This is a genomic window from Planococcus chinensis (assembly GCF_042681545.1).
GTDB classification, from domain to species: Bacteria; Bacillota; Bacilli; order Bacillales_A; family Planococcaceae; genus Planococcus; species Planococcus chinensis.
In genome coordinates, this window is record NZ_JBHUFW010000007.1 from 17,600 (window position 1) to 33,394 (window position 15,795).

Annotated in this window: 14 protein-coding genes; 11 read left to right on the plus strand and 3 right to left on the minus strand. The window is 53.3% G+C overall.

Features of this window, described 5'->3' with window-relative positions:
- Positions 1-38: 38 nt before the first annotated feature.
- Both ACFSDB_RS10045 and ACFSDB_RS10050 read right to left on the minus strand, forming a co-directional pair.
- Positions 39-509, minus strand: coding sequence for a thioredoxin family protein (locus ACFSDB_RS10045; protein ID WP_204892950.1), 471 nt, complete (start codon positions 507-509; stop codon positions 39-41).
- Entirely contained in the window at positions 509-937 is a 429-nt protein-coding gene (locus tag ACFSDB_RS10050) for a disulfide oxidoreductase (RefSeq protein WP_204892951.1), read from the minus strand. The genes ACFSDB_RS10045 and ACFSDB_RS10050 overlap by 1 nt, the downstream gene beginning before the upstream one ends.
- Positions 938-1,068: 131 nt before the next feature.
- Here ACFSDB_RS10050 and ACFSDB_RS10055 point away from each other — a divergent pair, with 131 nt between their 5' ends.
- The 4 genes from ACFSDB_RS10055 to ACFSDB_RS10070 all read left to right on the plus strand — a co-directional run bounded on the left by ACFSDB_RS10055 (position 1,069) and on the right by ACFSDB_RS10070 (position 6,258).
- Positions 1,069-2,613, plus strand: a complete 1,545-nt coding sequence (locus ACFSDB_RS10055) for a GNAT family N-acetyltransferase (protein WP_204892952.1) — start codon at positions 1,069-1,071, stop codon at positions 2,611-2,613.
- 75 nt (positions 2,614-2,688) lie between these two features.
- Positions 2,689-4,389: a phospho-sugar mutase gene (locus ACFSDB_RS10060; protein WP_204892953.1), complete on the plus strand. Its 1,701-nt coding sequence runs from the start codon at positions 2,689-2,691 to the stop codon at positions 4,387-4,389.
- A gap of 99 nt (positions 4,390-4,488) precedes the next feature.
- Positions 4,489-5,604, plus strand: coding sequence for a GAF domain-containing sensor histidine kinase (locus tag ACFSDB_RS10065; protein WP_204892954.1), 1,116 nt, complete (start codon positions 4,489-4,491; stop codon positions 5,602-5,604).
- A 15-nt stretch (positions 5,605-5,619) separates the two neighbouring features.
- Positions 5,620-6,258 (plus strand): response regulator, encoded by a 639-nt coding sequence (locus ACFSDB_RS10070; RefSeq protein ID WP_204892955.1) that lies wholly within the window; start codon positions 5,620-5,622, stop codon positions 6,256-6,258.
- A 570-nt stretch (positions 6,259-6,828) separates the two neighbouring features.
- On the opposite strand, the gene rsgA is transcribed toward ACFSDB_RS10070, so the two are convergent.
- Positions 6,829-7,884: a ribosome small subunit-dependent GTPase A gene (gene rsgA / locus ACFSDB_RS10075; protein ID WP_204892956.1), complete on the minus strand. Its 1,056-nt coding sequence runs from the start codon at positions 7,882-7,884 to the stop codon at positions 6,829-6,831.
- 362 nt (positions 7,885-8,246) lie between these two features.
- Here rsgA and ACFSDB_RS10080 point away from each other — a divergent pair, with 362 nt between their 5' ends.
- The 7 genes from ACFSDB_RS10080 (at position 8,247) to ACFSDB_RS10110 (ending at position 15,793) form a co-directional block, all read left to right on the plus strand.
- Positions 8,247-8,462, plus strand: a complete 216-nt coding sequence (locus ACFSDB_RS10080; protein ID WP_204892957.1) for a hypothetical protein — start codon at positions 8,247-8,249, stop codon at positions 8,460-8,462.
- A gap of 151 nt (positions 8,463-8,613) precedes the next feature.
- A complete protein-coding gene (locus ACFSDB_RS10085; protein WP_204892958.1) occupies positions 8,614-9,828 on the plus strand; it encodes an acyl-CoA dehydrogenase in 1,215 nt (404 codons plus the stop codon).
- Positions 9,829-9,848: 20 nt separating this feature from the next.
- The gene (locus ACFSDB_RS10090; protein WP_204892959.1) at positions 9,849-11,459 is read left to right on the plus strand and encodes a long-chain-fatty-acid--CoA ligase; all 1,611 of its coding nucleotides are present in this window, start codon (positions 9,849-9,851) and stop codon (positions 11,457-11,459) included.
- An 81-nt stretch (positions 11,460-11,540) separates the two neighbouring features.
- Positions 11,541-12,284: a 2-phosphosulfolactate phosphatase gene (locus tag ACFSDB_RS10095; protein WP_204892960.1), complete on the plus strand. Its 744-nt coding sequence runs from the start codon at positions 11,541-11,543 to the stop codon at positions 12,282-12,284.
- A gap of 20 nt (positions 12,285-12,304) precedes the next feature.
- Entirely contained in the window at positions 12,305-13,096 is a 792-nt protein-coding gene (locus tag ACFSDB_RS10100; protein WP_204892961.1) for an enoyl-CoA hydratase/isomerase family protein, read from the plus strand.
- A 36-nt stretch (positions 13,097-13,132) separates the two neighbouring features.
- Complete coding sequence (locus ACFSDB_RS10105; protein WP_204892962.1) at positions 13,133-14,797, plus strand: long-chain fatty acid--CoA ligase; 1,665 nt, start codon at positions 13,133-13,135, stop codon at positions 14,795-14,797.
- Complete coding sequence (locus ACFSDB_RS10110) at positions 14,798-15,793, plus strand: phosphotriesterase family protein (protein WP_204892963.1); 996 nt, start codon at positions 14,798-14,800, stop codon at positions 15,791-15,793.
- Positions 15,794-15,795: the final 2 nt, after the last annotated feature.

A 15,795-nucleotide genomic window follows, 5' to 3' on the forward strand; every position in this document is an offset into this window, starting at 1 on the left:
AAAGGGCCATGCGCACGGCACATGACCCTTGTCTTTTATTATTTTAGAACGACTTCGTTGAAAAATTCTTCGATGTTTTCTTTTGGCTGTGCGCCGACCCAGCGGGCAACTTCTTCGCCATTTTCATAATGCACGAGCGTTGGAGTGGCTTCGATGAAATAATCCTGCCAGCCCTGTTCATACTCTAACAAATTGTATTGGAGGACGTCCACATCCATATCGTTCGCTACGGGCATCAACACAGGCGTTGTTGCCTGGCAATGCGGGCAAGTCGGGCTGAAAAAATAAACCGTCGTCGGTTCGCCGCTTTCGATTTGTTTCGTCACTTCATCCGGCAAGGCGATGTTCTGGTAGTTTTCATCGTCCAGCAGATCGATGGTTGATTGGTCCAAATCTTCTTTATCGTACGGGTTGTCTGCGAGTTTTTTGCTGTTTGACATGTTCGTCAACACGATGATGAGCGCAAAAATCGCCACAATCACGCCGCCGATGATCAACATTTTCTTCATTACTTAACTTCCTCCTTCAATGACTTCAGCAAATAGATGCTCATTCCGGCAATTAGAATAAATGCGGTAAGCGCTAAAAATGGAATGGTGATGAACCCGAAATAATTGATGTACTGGCCGGTGCAAGGGACTTGTCCGCAGGACGGGGCAGCATCCGACAGGAATGTCAGTTTCTGCAGGCCGTAATGGTAGAGCGAAATCCCGCCGCCGATGACGGACAGGGCCAGCGTCGTTGTGGCGATTCGGACGTTCTTCTGGGCAAAAGCGATTCCGATGACGACTACGAGCGGATACATGAAAATCCGCTGCACCCAGCACAATGTACAAGGAATGTAATCCCTGATCTGTGAGAAATACAGGGATCCGGCCGTGGCAACCAGCGCGACAGCCCACATAGCAAGCAAAACATTTTCTTGGCGCTTCGACATTGAGTGGTACCTCTTTTCAAAAGTTACTTCCATAAAAGTATAAATCCTTGACGCCGGCAAGTAAAATATTATCAACCTGCGGCGCTATCCTATATAATAAAGTGTGATACTTTTGTGAAGGAGTGGCTGCAGTGCCAGAACAGTTCGATTTATCCCATTTTGAAAAAAGCATGATCATCCGGGAGATGACCTATGCAGATATAAATCCCATTCTCGAAATGCAGCGACTTTGCTTCCCTGGGATGGATCCATGGAAAGAAGAGCAGCTGCGGAGCCATTTGGGCGTATTCCCGCAGGGACAGCTCGTAGCTGAACTCGATGGCAAAGTCATCGGCTCATGTTCCAGCTTGTTGATCAATTTCGACGAATACGATGACCGCCATACGTGGGACGATGTAACCGACGGCGGCTATATCACGAACCACAATCCCGATGGCTATAACATGTACGGAATTGAAGTGATGGTGCATCCGGAATACCGGCGCATGCAGGTTGGCCAACGGCTGTACGAAGCACGCAAAGAACTTGCGCGGGAATTGAACTTGAAATCGATCATCCTTGGCGGCCGCATCCCGAACTTCCATAAATATGCGGATGAAATGTCGCCGAGGGAATATGTGGATGCGGTTTCGCGCCACAAAATCTACGATCCGGTCCTGACATTCCAATTGATGAACGGCTTCCAATTGATGCGCATCAACCCGAATTACCTGCAGGACGATTTGGCATCAGGCAAATACGCGACGTTGATGGAATGGAACAATGTCGACTATAAACCGGTCTCGAAACGCCATTTCAAGACGAGCCTGCCTGTCCGCATCTGTGTCGTGCAGTATTTAATGCGCGCCATTGAATCGTTCGATGATCTGGCAAACCAGGTTGAATATTTCGTGGACGTGGCTTCCGATGCGCATTCCGATTTTGTGGTGTTCCCGGAAATCTTTACGACGCAATTGATGTCGTTCCTGAACGAGCCATCACCGAGCCAGGCCGTCCGCAAATTGACGGAGTACACGCCGCAATATATCGAGTTGTTCACGGATCTGGCTGTCCGCTACAATATCAACATCATCGGCGGATCGCATTTCGTCAAGGAAGATGACGACGAAATCTATAACATTGCGTACCTGTTCCGCCGCGACGGTTCGATCGACAAGCAGTATAAAATCCACATCACCCCGAATGAACGGAAATGGTGGGGGATTTCTGCAGGCGATTCGGTCCGCGTGTTCGATACGGATTGCGGGAAGATCGCCATCCAGATCTGCTACGACATCGAGTTTCCTGAACTTGCGCGGATTGCGACAGACATGGGGGCGAACATCATCTTCTCTCCTTTCTGTACGGAAGACCGCCAAGGCTACCTGCGCGTGCGTTATTGCGCTCAGGCCCGTGCTGTGGAAAACCAGATTTACACCGTCATTTCCGGGACGGTTGGCAACTTGCCGCAGACTGAAAACATGGATATTCAATATGCACAGTCCGGTATTTTCGCACCGAGCGATTTCGAATTTGCCCGCGACGGCATCGTAGGGGAAACCAATGCCAACCTGGAAATGGTGCTGATCGGCGACGTCGATCTTGAGATCCTGCGCCGCCAGCGCCAAAACGGGACTGTCAAGCAGCTGAAAGACCGCCGCCATGACGTCTACAGTGTGGAATACAAGAAAGATTGAGCCAGATGGCCGCTTCCTAAAGGGAGCGGTTTTTTTTTGGTTTTTTTGGTAAACTGAAGCTATGGAGGGATGCATATGACATGGCAGGAACGAATCAAGCGCTGGTTGGAGCATGACCGGCTGGATGAAGTGACCAGAGAGGCTTTGAATTTACTGAAAGATGATGAAAAATTAGCGGAGGATGCCTTTTACCAGGACTTGGCATTCGGGACCGGAGGCATGCGCGGCGAAATCGGACCGGGCACGAACCGCATGAATGTCTATACGGTACGCAAAGCTTCGCAGGGCATCGCGAATTACATCAAAGAAAACGGTGAAATGGCGATGGCCCGCGGGATTGCAATTGCGTATGACAGCCGGCGCATGTCGCCTGAATTCGCACAGGAAGCGGCGAAAACATTTGCTGCGAATGGGATCCATACGTATGTCTACAGCGAACCGCGGACAACGCCGCAATTGTCATTCAGTGTCCGGTATTTGAATGCATTCATGGGCGTGGTCATTACGGCCAGCCACAACCCGCCTGAATACAACGGCTATAAAGTATACGGCGAAGACGGCGCGCAGCTGAATCTGGAAGATGCCGACCGGGTCATCAGTTTCGTCAGCGAGGTCGAGGACGAACTCGGCATCGACAATTCTTCATACGATCCGGCGCTGCTCGTCAGCCTTGGAGAAAAACTGGATGCTGCTTATATTGAACAGGCGCTGACCGTACAGGAAGGATCGGCGAATCCGATCAAAGCGGTCTTTACGCCGCTTCACGGCGCATCAGGTTCGACGGTGAAGCGCTTGCTGGACGAGGCAGGCTATGCCGATATCGTCTATGTGGCTGAACAGATGCAGCCGGACGGCGAATTTCCGACCGTCAAGTCGCCGAATCCCGAAGAAGCATCCGCTTTTGAACTCGCTGAGAAGTATGGCAAGGAAACCGGGGCGGAACTGCTGATTGCCATCGATCCGGACGGTGACCGCGTCGGGGCTGCCGTTCTGAGCGGCGGCCATTACGAGCTGCTGAATGGCAACCAGACAGGTGCACTTTTGATCGATTATTTGCTGGGCCAGAAGCAGGCGAAAGGCACATTGCCCGCAAACGGCAAAATCTTCAAGACCATCGTTACTTCGGAATTCGGGCGCGTCATTGCTGAATCTTATGCAGTTGACTCTGAAGACGTGTTGACCGGATTCAAATTCATCGGCGAAAAACTGAAGCACAACGACCAAGAGAAAAAATTCGAATTTCTTTTCGGCTATGAAGAAAGCTACGGCTATTTGATCAAGGATTTTGCCCGTGACAAAGATGCCGTTCAGGCGACGCTTCTCCTCATCGAAGCTGCCGCTTATTACAAGACCCAAGGCATGACGCTCCACGATAAATTGACGGAGTTGTATAACCGCCACGGCTGGTACCGGGAAGCATTGGTATCGATGACGAAAAAAGGGCTCGAAGGCGCACGCGAAATCACAGCACTTCTCGAAGGGCTGCGCGAGCAGCCGATCCGGGAAATCGCCGGGATTCCGGTCGTCTCCATCGAGGATTATGAAACGCAGAACCGGATCTTTGCGGACATGAAAACCAACGAGAAAATCGAATTGCCGCAATCGAATGTCCTGAAGTATTTCCTCGAAGACGGCTCGTGGGTCTGTGTGCGGCCAAGCGGAACTGAGCCGAAAGTGAAATATTACTTCGGCGTTACCGCGGCCAATGAACGCGACAGCGACGAAAAGCTCGAGCTGCTGAAGCAGACATTCCTGGATGAACTGAACAGCAGATGATTTGGAGCTCCCTCACGCAGGGAGCTTTTTCATTCAAAAGTCCGAAGCACACGCATGCTTAAAACCTGTAAGGTATACATAATAGCGGGGTGAAGAAGGATGGATATGGAACAGCAGTCGAATGTTGCATTGCTAAAGGAAATTGCAGAGCTCCTGAATGAAGAAACCGATATGGACCGGATGCTTAAAGGCGCGATCTGGAAGTTGCTGAACGGCTCCGCTTTTGAAGCCGCCTGGATATTTTTCATTGACAGCGAAGGCAAACACCAGTTGGTGGCACAGGCGAACCTGCCGCCGGCGCTGCAGAAAAATGATTGCCGCCACTTGAAAAAGGGCGGCTGTTGGTGTGTCAAACGGTATCATGATGCCGATCTCGAAAAGGCATCTAATATCATTGCCTGCCAGCGCATCGAGAATGCCATGGCCTCGGCTGCTGAAGACAGCGGCGGCATCACGCACCATGCCACGGTCCCGCTGCAGTCCGGCAATGAGCGGTTCGGACTCTTGAATATTGCGGCGCCTGATACGCAGCGCTTCTCGAAAGAAGAATTGGCGCTGCTGGAGTCGGTGGCGTTCCAGATCGGATCGGCGATCAAACGCATTCTGCTGACAAAACAGGAACAGGAATTGGCGCTCGTCAAAGAGCGCAACCGGCTCGCGCGCGACCTGCATGATTCCGTCAACCAATTGCTGTTTTCAGTGACGCTGACGGCAAGAGGCGGCAGCGTCATGTCAGAAGACCCGGAAATCCAGGAGACGTTCCGCGATATCCAGCACTTGACGCAGGAAGCATTGAACGAAATGCGCGCCTTGATTTGGCAGCTGCGCCCCAAAGGATTGGAGACGGGGCTCCTTGAAGCGATCAAAGGCTATGCGGAAATGCTCGGCTTGGCTGTGGAGCTGAAAGTGACCGGGGTTGTCCAATTGCCTTCGCGGACAGAAGAGACGCTGTTCCGGATTGCGCAGGAAGCGCTGAACAACATCCGCAAGCATGCCGGCGTCAGTGAAGTCCGGCTGTATATGTCCATGACGCCGTCGGATGTGCTATTGGTCATCAAAGATGAAGGACATGGATTTGTCGTCGGCGAAGGCCTGGCGATTCCGTCGATCGGCATCCAGAGCATGCGCGACCGGGCGAAGGCCGAAGGCGGCACGATTGACTGGTCGAGCGAAATCGGAAAAGGGACGGAAATCCTCATCAGGATTCCGTATTAATGGAGGAGTGGTTGCATGGTGAAAGTATTGATTGCCGATGACCATCATGTCGTGCGGCGGGGGCTGATGTTTTTTCTGAAAACGCAGCAGGACATCGAAGTTGTCGGGGAAGCGGTGAACGGGAAGGAAGCTGTGGAAATGGCCGGGCGGCTGAACCCGGACATTGTCCTGATGGATCTGGTCATGCCCGAGATGGACGGCATCCAGGCTACCCGGAAAATCAAGGAGCAGCATCCCGGCATCATCGTCCTCATGCTGACCAGTTTTTCAGACCGGGACCACGTGTTGCCGGCAATGGAGGCAGGGGCAGCCGGCTATCAGCTGAAGGACATCGAACCTGACGAATTGGTCGAATCGATCCGCAGCCTGATGCGCGGCGAAAATACGCTCCATCCGAAAGCGACGTCGCAGCTTGCCAAAGGGCCGGCCGATCCTGTGCCGCATATGGTCAATCTCCTCACGCCGCGCGAAAAGGAAGTGCTGGCGGAGCTGACGAAAGGGAAAAGCAACCGGGAAATCGCGTCAGCCCTTTTTGTGACAGAGAAAACCGTGAAGACGCATATATCGAACATTTTCACGAAGCTGGAGGTGCAGGACCGCACACAGGCGGCGTTGTACGCGGTGAAGCACGGATTGACCGACCCGGAAAATTAAAAAGAGCAAGCCCGTTGATTCGGGCTTGCTCTCAGACTGTAGACAAAGTCGAATTATGATGAATAGAGATATATAAGCCCGACCGGGCTGGCCACTTCGCTTTCCGTGGGCTCGGCTTCAGCCGCTTCCCTCGCTACGCTCAGTCCAGGGTCTTCAGCTCGAGTCGCTTCGCTGCTCCCACAGGAGTCTCGTGGCCAACCCTGTCGGGAGCGTCACCTATAATAAAAAGATAAGGGAGAACGCTGAGCTGCTGGGTACAAGCCGCCGGCTTCAGGATCCGCAACGGAAGGCGGCGAGCAAGTTGGTCGAAGGCAGTTCGGCCGACTTGTTTGCGACGAAGCAGCGAAGCGATGCAGGAGCACCGGTTTTCCCTGCGGGAAAGCGAAGTGCCGAAATCCACTCGGACGCGAGTCCGAGTTAGTTCGGCGCGAGCCCGCGGAAAGCGTCCGCCTGAAGTGGAGGATCCGGAATAGCTTCTCTCAAATGAAATTTCATTCTTAAAGAGGGATAAATATTCTTTTGTCTACAAGCTAAGAGCAAGCCCGTTGATTCGGGCTTGCTCTTTTTGTTTTATCGTTTTTTGACAGGCCGCTTCCGGTTGTCTTTTGTGATCTGCTTCCATTTGCTGCGTTCGGCTTTTTGGGCCGCTGCATCGCTTTTGCGCTCCATGTGGGCAAGCTCACGCTTCAGTTTGACGTAGCTTCTGTAGCGGTCATGCTGCAATTCACCCGTCAAGAGGGCTTCCTGGATGCGGCAACCGGGTTCGCTGCCATGCCCGCAGTCCCGGAACCGGCACTCATCGGCCAATTGCTCTACATCCGAGAAGCCGCTTTCGATGCCTTCTTCGTAATCGCCGAGCTGGAATTCGCGCATGCCAGGCGTGTCGATCAATAAACCGCCGCCAGGCAACCGGACCAGTTCCCGGTGCGTGGTCGTGTGCCGCCCCTTGCTGTCGTCTTCCCGGATGTCTTGGACCGCCATCAGTTCGCTGCCGGACAAGGCATTGATCAGCGACGATTTTCCAACGCCCGATGAACCGAGAAGTGCGCCGGTTTTATTCGGGGCCAGCAGGTTCTGCAGGTTTTCGATGCCTTCGCCGGTGACACTAGATACCGGATGGACCGGCAAGCCGAATGCGACTGTTTCCACTTCGCGCAGGTAGGGTTCGACGTCTTCGCATTGATCACTTTTCGTCAGGACAATCACCGGATTGGCTCCTGAATCCCAAGCGGCGATCAAATAGCGTTCCAGGCGCCGGACGTTGAAGTCATGGTTCAACGACATAACGAGAAAGACGTAATCCACGTTGACGGCGATTAGTTGAATCTCCGATGTATCGCCAGCCGCTTTCCGTGAAAACTGGGACGTGCGAGGGAGGACTTGATGGATGATCCCTTTTTCCTCGCCGGGCATCCTTTCGACCATGACCCAGTCGCCGACAGCCGGGAATTCACTGTGCAGGTGCTCATGGCGGTATTTGCCGGAAAGCGTACTCAGCCATTCGCCGCGGTCCGTCACGACCCGGTAGATGTTTTTATGTTCCAATGTAATGCGCCCCGGAATACCGAATGCGCCGATTTTTTCTTGCCAAGCTGTATTCCAGCCGTATTGTTCAATTTTATTCAATGTAAGTTCCTCCTATTTATGCATAATAAAAAACCATGGATGCGCGCAAATCGCAATCCATGGTTCCCGGGCATAATGGAAGAAGCGTATCGTCAGCGATACACAGAGCGGGACATTATGGATTGGATTTGCGTATTCAAAAATAAAATAGCCATAATGCCTCACCTCTTTCTTCAAGTTACTTCTACCATACGCTATTCAGAATATATGGTCAATAGATTTTTTTCTGAATAGCAGGAATGATATCTGCCAAGAGCCTGAAGAATCTTTGCCCGAACGATATCTCGATCTTTTTGTTAAGGTCGGCGTATAGCGGGGTATTAAAGTAAAGAACAACGAAAGCCAGGAGAGGAGGAAACGAAATGGCGATCGCGAAATGGATGAAGCTTGGAGCGGCAGCAGCCCTCTCGGTCAGTATGCTTGGCGCTTGCGGCGGCGACGGGGATGGTGACGACGATAACATTGAAGTGGACGATCCGGTGACCGGGGAAGACAACCCGGAAGAAGAAGGGCCGATGGGCGAGGACAATACCGATGAACAGCTGGACCAAGAAGATGACAAAGAACAGGAAGACTAATAGAGCCGGAACAGACAAAGGCCGCCGAGGAGCGGTCTTTTTTTATGGAGGAAATCCTAAAATTCCCTTGCATTTACATTTTGGAAACGCTAACATTAAATTAATATTCTGAACATACCAACCGGTTAGTACAAGAAAGGTGGAAGCACAGATGGATTTTTCCTATTCAGAGAAGACGAAAAAGTTGGAGCAACAATTGACGCAGTTTATGGAGGAGAATGTCTACCCGAACGAAAAGCTCTTTGAACAGCAGTTGAATGCCCAGGCCGATCGCTGGTCGGAGATTCCCCCGATCATGGAGGAACTGAAAAAGAAGGCGAAGGATGCCGGCTTATGGAATCTGTTCCTGCCGGAAAGCGAGTACGGCGCCGGACTGACAAATCAGGAATATGCGCCGCTTTGTGAAATCATGGGGCGTTCGCTGATCGGACCGGAAATCTTCAACTGCAACGCGCCGGATACCGGCAATATGGAGGTGTTGGTGCGATACGGCACCGAAGAGCAGAAAGAGAAATGGCTGAAACCGCTCCTTGCCGGTGAGATCCGTTCCTGTTTTTCGATGACGGAACCGGATGTCGCGTCGAGTGATGCAACCAACATCGAAGCGTCGATCAAACGGGATGGCGATGAATACATAATCAACGGGCGGAAATGGTGGTCGTCTGGCGCCGGGGATCCGCGCTGCAAAATCGCCATCGTCATGGGCAAGAACGATCCGGATGCCGCACGCCACGAACAGCAATCCATGATCCTTGTGCCGCTGGACGCTCCGGGCGTGAAAATCGAACGCCTCTTGCCGGTATTCGGCTATGACCATGCGCCGCATGGCCATGCAGAAATCACATTCGACAATGTACGCGTGCCGGCAGGCAATATGCTGTGGGGCGAGGGGAAAGGCTTCGCCATCGCCCAAGGCCGCTTGGGCCCGGGCCGCATCCATCATTGCATGCGGCTGATCGGTGCCGCAGAACGGGCGCTGGAGGAAATGTGCATCCGTGTCCAGGAGCGGACGCCATTCGGAAAGCCGCTTGCAAACCAGGGCGTCGTCCGTGAATGGATCGCCGATTCGCGCATTGAAATCGAGCAGGCGCGGCTTCTGACGCTAAAAGCCGCGTATATGATGGACACCGTCGGCAATAAAGAAGCGAAAGCGGAAATCGCCATGATCAAAGTGACGGCGCCGAATATGGCGCTCCGCGTAATCGACCGGGCGATCCAAGCATTCGGAGCCGCCGGCGTCAGCGATGACTTTACGCTCGCAGCGCAATGGGCCAATTCGCGTACGCTGCGCCTCGCGGACGGACCGGATGAAGTGCACCGCAACCAGATTGCCAAACTGGAAATGAACAAGTACAGCCAAAAATAAAACAAGGGCGGGGGAAAGAAATGACAATCGAACATATTGCGTCCAAGCATTTTCCGGAAGGCATCCGGACAGAAATGGAATTTCCGGAGAAGACCATGCCGGAATTCCTTGCAGAAACAGCTGCACGGATTCCGGACAATGTGGCGCTGAAGTTTTATCAGAAGGAAATCAGCTATCAGGAGTTTTATGGCTTATCGAACGCATTTGCTTCGGCTCTCCAGAAATCCGGCATTGTGAAAAGCGATCGGGTGGCATTGATGCTGCCGAATTGTCCGCAATACGCCATTTCGTATTTCGGCATTTTGAAGGCAGGCGCCATCGTTACGCAGGTCAATCCGATGCTGCTTGAAAAAGAACTGATTTACCTGCTGAATGATTCCGGGGCGGAAACGATCGTCGTCTATGCACCCTTGCTCCCGCGGATCCAGGGAATCGCGCCGCATACGAAGTTGAAGAACATTATCGTCGTCTCCTTTGATGCGGAAAAGCCGCAGCTTGAAGGTGCAGTCCTGTTCGAGTACTTTTTAGGGCAAGGCGACGGCCGTGTGGAGCCGGTCGCCATCGATCCGGCTGAAGATGTAGCTGTACTGCAGTATACCGGCGGCACGACGGGCCTTTCCAAAGGCGCTATGCTGACGCACCGCAATATTACGGCGAATGCGCAACAATCCCAGGAATTTTTCAAGGAAGAAGTGACTTACGGCGAGGAAAGCTGCCTGACGGTCATTCCCTTGTTCCATGTGTTCGGGATGACAGCGGCGATGAATTTATCCATTTTGAATGGATCGAAAAACATCCTTCTGCCGCGCTTTGACCTCCAGGAGGTGCTCGAGACGATCAAACAGGAACAGCCGACGACGTTCCCGGGGGTGCCGACGATGTACATCGCCATCACCAACCATCCGGAGGCGGAGAAATATGGAATCGACAGCATCCGTATCTGTAATAGCGGAAGCGCGCCGATGCCTGTGGAGACGATGAAAGAATTCGAGCGTAAGACGGGCGCGAAGATTCTCGAAGGCTACGGTTTATCGGAAGCATCGCCGACGACGCATTGCAATCCCCCGTTCGCTGAGCGGAAGCCGGGCAGCATCGGGATCGGCATGCCGTCGACCGAATACAAAGTGGTGGATTTGGCGACTGGGGAAGGGGAAGTGCCGCGCGGCGAAAAGGGCGAAATCGTGATCCGTGGGCCGCAAGTGATGAAAGGGTACTGGAATATGCCGGAAGAAACCGAAAATGCGCTGCGCGACGGGTGGCTGTATACAGGAGATATCGCCACGATGGATGAAGATGGCTACGTTTATATTGTCGACCGGAAAAAGGACATGATCCTTTCAAGCGGCTATAACGTCTATCCGCGCGATATCGAAGAAGTGCTGTATGAACATCCGGCTGTGCAGGAAGCGGTGGCAATCGGTGTAGCAGACCCTTACCGCGGAGAGAGCGTCAAGGCGATCATCGTGAAAAAAGCGGGCCAGGAAGCGACTGAAGAGCAGATCATCGACTGGGCGAAAGAAAAAATGGCGGCTTATAAAGTGCCGAAACTGGTGGAGTTCCGCAGCGAATTGCCAAAGACCAATGTAGGGAAAATCCTGCGCCGTGCGCTTCGCGAAGAAGCGGCGAAATAAAGACGCACAGGTGGACAAAGGGACAGCAGGCACACAGCAGCTGTTCCATTTTTTTCATACCTGTTAAGAGGAAGTGAACACGTGCCGAAACTTCACCTGCTTTTGAAAAAAGAGGAAATCGATGCAGCGAAAATGCAAAAAGACAAGACTGCGGTCATATTCGATGTGCTGCTGGCGACGTCGACCATTGCCGCCTGCTTCTGGCATGGCGCAAAAGAAGTGATCCCGGTCCTTGACGGGGACGAAGCGAGAAGAGAGGCCATCGGCCGGGCGCCCGGAAGTTTCTGCCTGGTCGGTGAATATAACGGCAGGACAATCGAAGGCTTCCTGGACCCGAATCCGCTTCAATTAAAGAACGAAATCATCGGCAAGACCGTCGTCTTGTCGACCACAAACGGCACGGTGGCAATCCGCAAAGCGGCAAATGCCAATAAAGTCTATACCGCCTCACTGTTGAACGGGAAGGCGGCAGCTGCGAAAATTGCAGCCGGCCATCAAGGGGAGACTGTCGTCGCGGTTTGTTCCGGTTCGGGCGGCGAATTCTGTTTGGAGGATTTTTTCGGGGCCGGCTATTTCATCGATTGCCTGATGAACGAAACCGCCCATTGGGAAATGACAGATGCGGCCAAGGCGGCGCGCATTTTCTACGTGTCGAATAAGGATTGGGCCAGCCGGCTGCTGAAAGACACCCGGGTCGGGGAGATGCTGATCGGCTACGGGTTTGAAGAAGAGATTGATTTTATTGCTGAAACGGGCTTGGTTGATTTTGTGCCTTGGCTGGAAGCCGGCAAACTCGTTGTCGATAGGCACGGCAAATCCGATTAAAACTTGAGGAGGAATTTTAGATGGCAAATGAACACTTATTGGTGAAAGTAGAAAACGCGGTGCTGTCGCTGCAATTGAACCGCCCTGAAAGCTTGAACTCATTCAGTCCGGAAATGATCCTGCGCCTTACCGAAGAAATCAAAGCGGCAGGAGCGAATCCCGAAATCGGTGCTGTCGTCCTGTCAGGTTCCGGCCGCTCTTTTTCAGCCGGCGGTGACGTCAAGACGATGGGGCAGGCGGGACCGGTTGAAACGTATGAACATATCGGGAAATTGAATGAGCTGGTGCTCGCCATGCGCGCATTGGAAAAGCCGATTATTGCCGCTGTCCATGGTTTTGCAGCGGGAGCGGCGTTCAATTTGGCGTTGGCATCCGACCTGATCCTGGCGGCGGAAGACAGCAAGTTCGTCATGAGCTTTGCACAAGTAGGGCTGATTTCAGATGGCGGCGGCCTTTATTTTCTGCCTCGCTTGATCGGCCCATACCGGGCGAAGCAGCTGTTCTTCACTGCAGAACCGATCACGGCCATGCAAGCGCACGAATGGGGCATCGTCAATGAATTGTTCCCGGCGGATCAACTGGAGCAAGGGGCTTTGAAACTGGCCGCCCGCCTGGCCGCCGGTCCGTCGAAAGCGTTCGGACAATTGAAGAAGATTGCCGACCAAGCGGCAGTTTCCGGCCTGCCCGAGATTTTGGAGCAGGAGCGCATCACGCAGGCGATGATGGTGACGACCGAAGACCATTTGGAAGGGGTGGCGGCGTTCAAGGAAAAACGCAAACCGGATTTTTCGAAAGAGTTGGAAGTGCGTTGACGCCTGCCAGGAGATAACCGTGAAGGGGGAAGATGGATGAACAAAGCTCATTTTGAATTTTGGCCGAAACGGGTTTCAAAATCATTGACCGTCCCGGAAACCACCATTTATGACAATCTGGCGATTTCCGCCAAAAAGTACCCGCACAAGACCGCACTTGTCTATTATGGAGCGCGTTATACTTACCGGGAGATTGAGCAGCAAGTGGAAGCCTTGGCCGGCTTTTTGGAGAAAGGGCTCGGAGCGGAAAAAGGGGAGCGCATCCTGCTCTTCATGCAGAATTCGCCCCAGTTCCTGATCAGCTATTACGCCATCTTGCGCATAAGGGGAATCGTCGTTCCCGTCAATCCGATGAATACAGCGGAGGAATTGGCATTTTATATCAAAGACGGCGGCATCCGCATCGGCATTGTCGGCCAGGAATTGTACGACCGTGTACAAGAACTTGAAGAATCCGCGGCACTGAAGGCTGTAATCGCTGCGGCCTATTCCGAATATGCCGGAGAAGAAGAAGGGCTCCCGCCGGCTGCAGCGGAAGCGGCCAGGACATTGGAAGGTGCCGTTTCCTGGAGGACGGCGATCAGTTCGGGGGATGTTCCTTCGGAATACAGCGGTGTCCCGGAAGATATCGCGGTGATGCCGTATACGTCCGGTACGACCGGGCTGCCGAAAGGCTGTGTGCATACGAACCGGTCTGTCCAGGCCAATATCGCAGGCACTTACCATTGGATGAACACGACATCAGATGTCGTGGTGCTGGGAACGCTGCCGCTGTTCCATGTCACCGGCATGGTCCACAGCATGCATGCGCCAATCTACGGCGGCGCGGAAATAGTCATGCTGACGCGCTGGGACCGCAATTATGCGGCCAAAGTGATCGAAAGGTATGGCTGCACCCACTGGACGAATATCAGCACGATGGTCGTCGATTTTCTGTCCAATCCGGATCTGGGGAAATACGATTTGTCATCGCTTCAAGTGGTGAGCGGCGGGGGGGCGCCGCTCCCGGCCGCTGTCGGCGAAAAACTGACAGCAATCACCGGACTGAAGTATGTGGAAGGCTACGGTTTGTCCGAGACGATTTCCCAAACGCATTTCAATCCGCCCGATCGGCCGAAACTGCAATGCCTCGGCATTCCTTCGTTTGATGTGGATGCCCGCGTCATCGATCCTTCAACCGGACGGATGCTGGGACATGGGGAAGAAGGGGAGCTGGTCGTCAGAGGGCCGCAGGTGTTCCAAGGCTATTTCAACCGGGATGACGAAAACCGCAGTGCTTTCATCGAACTCGATGGAGTGCCATTTTTCCGCACTGGCGATATTGTCCGGATGGATGAGGAAGGCTATTTCTTCCTCGTGGACCGCGTCAAGCGCATGATCAATGCGGCCGGCTTCAAAGTATGGCCGACGGAAGTGGAATCGCTGCTTTATAAGCATCCGGCAATCCAGCAGGCATGTGTGGTCGGCATCCCCGATCCGCGCCGGGGAGAGACGGTCAAAGCGTTTGTCATTTTGCACGAAGGCAAAGAAGGCGAAGTGACGGAAACGGAAATCATCGAATGGGCAAAAGGTGAGATGGCTGCCTATAAATACCCGCGCGTGATCGAATTCCGTACGAGCTTCCCGACAACCAGCAGCGGGAAGATTCTGTGGCGCAAACTGCAGGATGAAGAAAAACAGAAATCGGGGGAGGTTTTATAAATGGAAAAAAGAGTGGAAACAGTGACGGGTCCGATTGCGCCTGAAGAGATGGGGAAAACGCTGATTCATGAACATTTCATCTTCGGCTATCCGGGTTTTCAGGGTGATCTGACGCTCGGGCCGTTCAACCGCGAGGAAGCGGTCGCTGCAGGCGTGGCAGCGGCGGAGAAAATGATGGCCCATGGCGTTAAGACCGTTGTGGATCCGACGCCGAATGAGTGCGGCCGCGATCCGGATGTGCTAAAGGAGATTTCTGAACGGAGCGGGCTGCAAATCATATGCGCCACAGGCTATTATTATGAAGGCGAAGGGGCGACGCCGTATTTCAAGTTCCGCGCGTCGCTCGGCAGCGCCCCGCAGGAAATCGGCGAAATGTTTTCAAAGGAAATCAAAGATGGCATCGGAGGGACCGGCATCAAGCCGGGGATCATCAAGCTTGCTTCGAGCAAGGATGCCATCACGGATTATGAAAAAATGTTCTTCACAGCGGCAGTCGATGCACAGAAAGAAACAGGGATTACAATTTTGACGCATACGCAGGAAGGGACGATGGGGCCGGAACAGGCGGAGTTCCTCGTCGGGCTCGGCGCGAATCCGGCAGGCATCGTTATCGGGCATATGTGCGGCAATACGGATGCCGATTACCACCGCCGCGCTTTAGAGACCGGCGTCAGCATTGCATTCGACCGTTTCGGCCTTCAAGGGATGGTAGGCGCACCGTTTGATGAGCAGCGCATCGACACCTTGCTGGAATTGCTGAACGACGGCTATGAGGACCAGATTATGCTGTCCCATGATTCCATCAGCGTCTGGCTTGGCCGCCCGCCGGTCATTCCGCCTGCAGCCGAGGCGGGAATTGCAAATTGGCATCCGACCCATCTGTTTGAGACCGTTGTCCCGGCACTGAAAAAAGCGGGCATCACGGAGCAGCAGCTGGACAAAATGTTCCTGGAAAATCCGAAGAAATTATTCGGTGCCGGAACCCTTAGCTTATAAGC

What these genes read in the sequence shown, in the direction of transcription:
- ACFSDB_RS10045 (WP_204892950.1), bottom strand. Translation starts at nt 509, where the DNA reads ATGAAGAAAATGTTGATCATCGGCGGCGTGATTGTGGCGATTTTTGCG.
- ACFSDB_RS10050 (WP_204892951.1), bottom strand. Translation starts at nt 937, where the DNA reads ATGTCGAAGCGCCAAGAAAATGTTTTGCTTGCTATGTGGGCTGTCGCG.
- ACFSDB_RS10060 (WP_204892953.1), top strand. Translation starts at nt 2,689, where the DNA reads ATGACATGGCAGGAACGAATCAAGCGCTGGTTGGAGCATGACCGGCTG.
- ACFSDB_RS10065 (WP_204892954.1), top strand. Translation starts at nt 4,489, where the DNA reads ATGGATATGGAACAGCAGTCGAATGTTGCATTGCTAAAGGAAATTGCA.
- ACFSDB_RS10070 (WP_204892955.1), top strand. Translation starts at nt 5,620, where the DNA reads ATGGTGAAAGTATTGATTGCCGATGACCATCATGTCGTGCGGCGGGGG.
- ACFSDB_RS10080 (WP_204892957.1), top strand. Translation starts at nt 8,247, where the DNA reads ATGGCGATCGCGAAATGGATGAAGCTTGGAGCGGCAGCAGCCCTCTCG.
- ACFSDB_RS10085 (WP_204892958.1), top strand. Translation starts at nt 8,614, where the DNA reads ATGGATTTTTCCTATTCAGAGAAGACGAAAAAGTTGGAGCAACAATTG.
- ACFSDB_RS10090 (WP_204892959.1), top strand. Translation starts at nt 9,849, where the DNA reads ATGACAATCGAACATATTGCGTCCAAGCATTTTCCGGAAGGCATCCGG.
- ACFSDB_RS10100 (WP_204892961.1), top strand. Translation starts at nt 12,305, where the DNA reads ATGGCAAATGAACACTTATTGGTGAAAGTAGAAAACGCGGTGCTGTCG.
- ACFSDB_RS10105 (WP_204892962.1), top strand. Translation starts at nt 13,133, where the DNA reads ATGAACAAAGCTCATTTTGAATTTTGGCCGAAACGGGTTTCAAAATCA.
- ACFSDB_RS10110 (WP_204892963.1), top strand. Translation starts at nt 14,798, where the DNA reads ATGGAAAAAAGAGTGGAAACAGTGACGGGTCCGATTGCGCCTGAAGAG.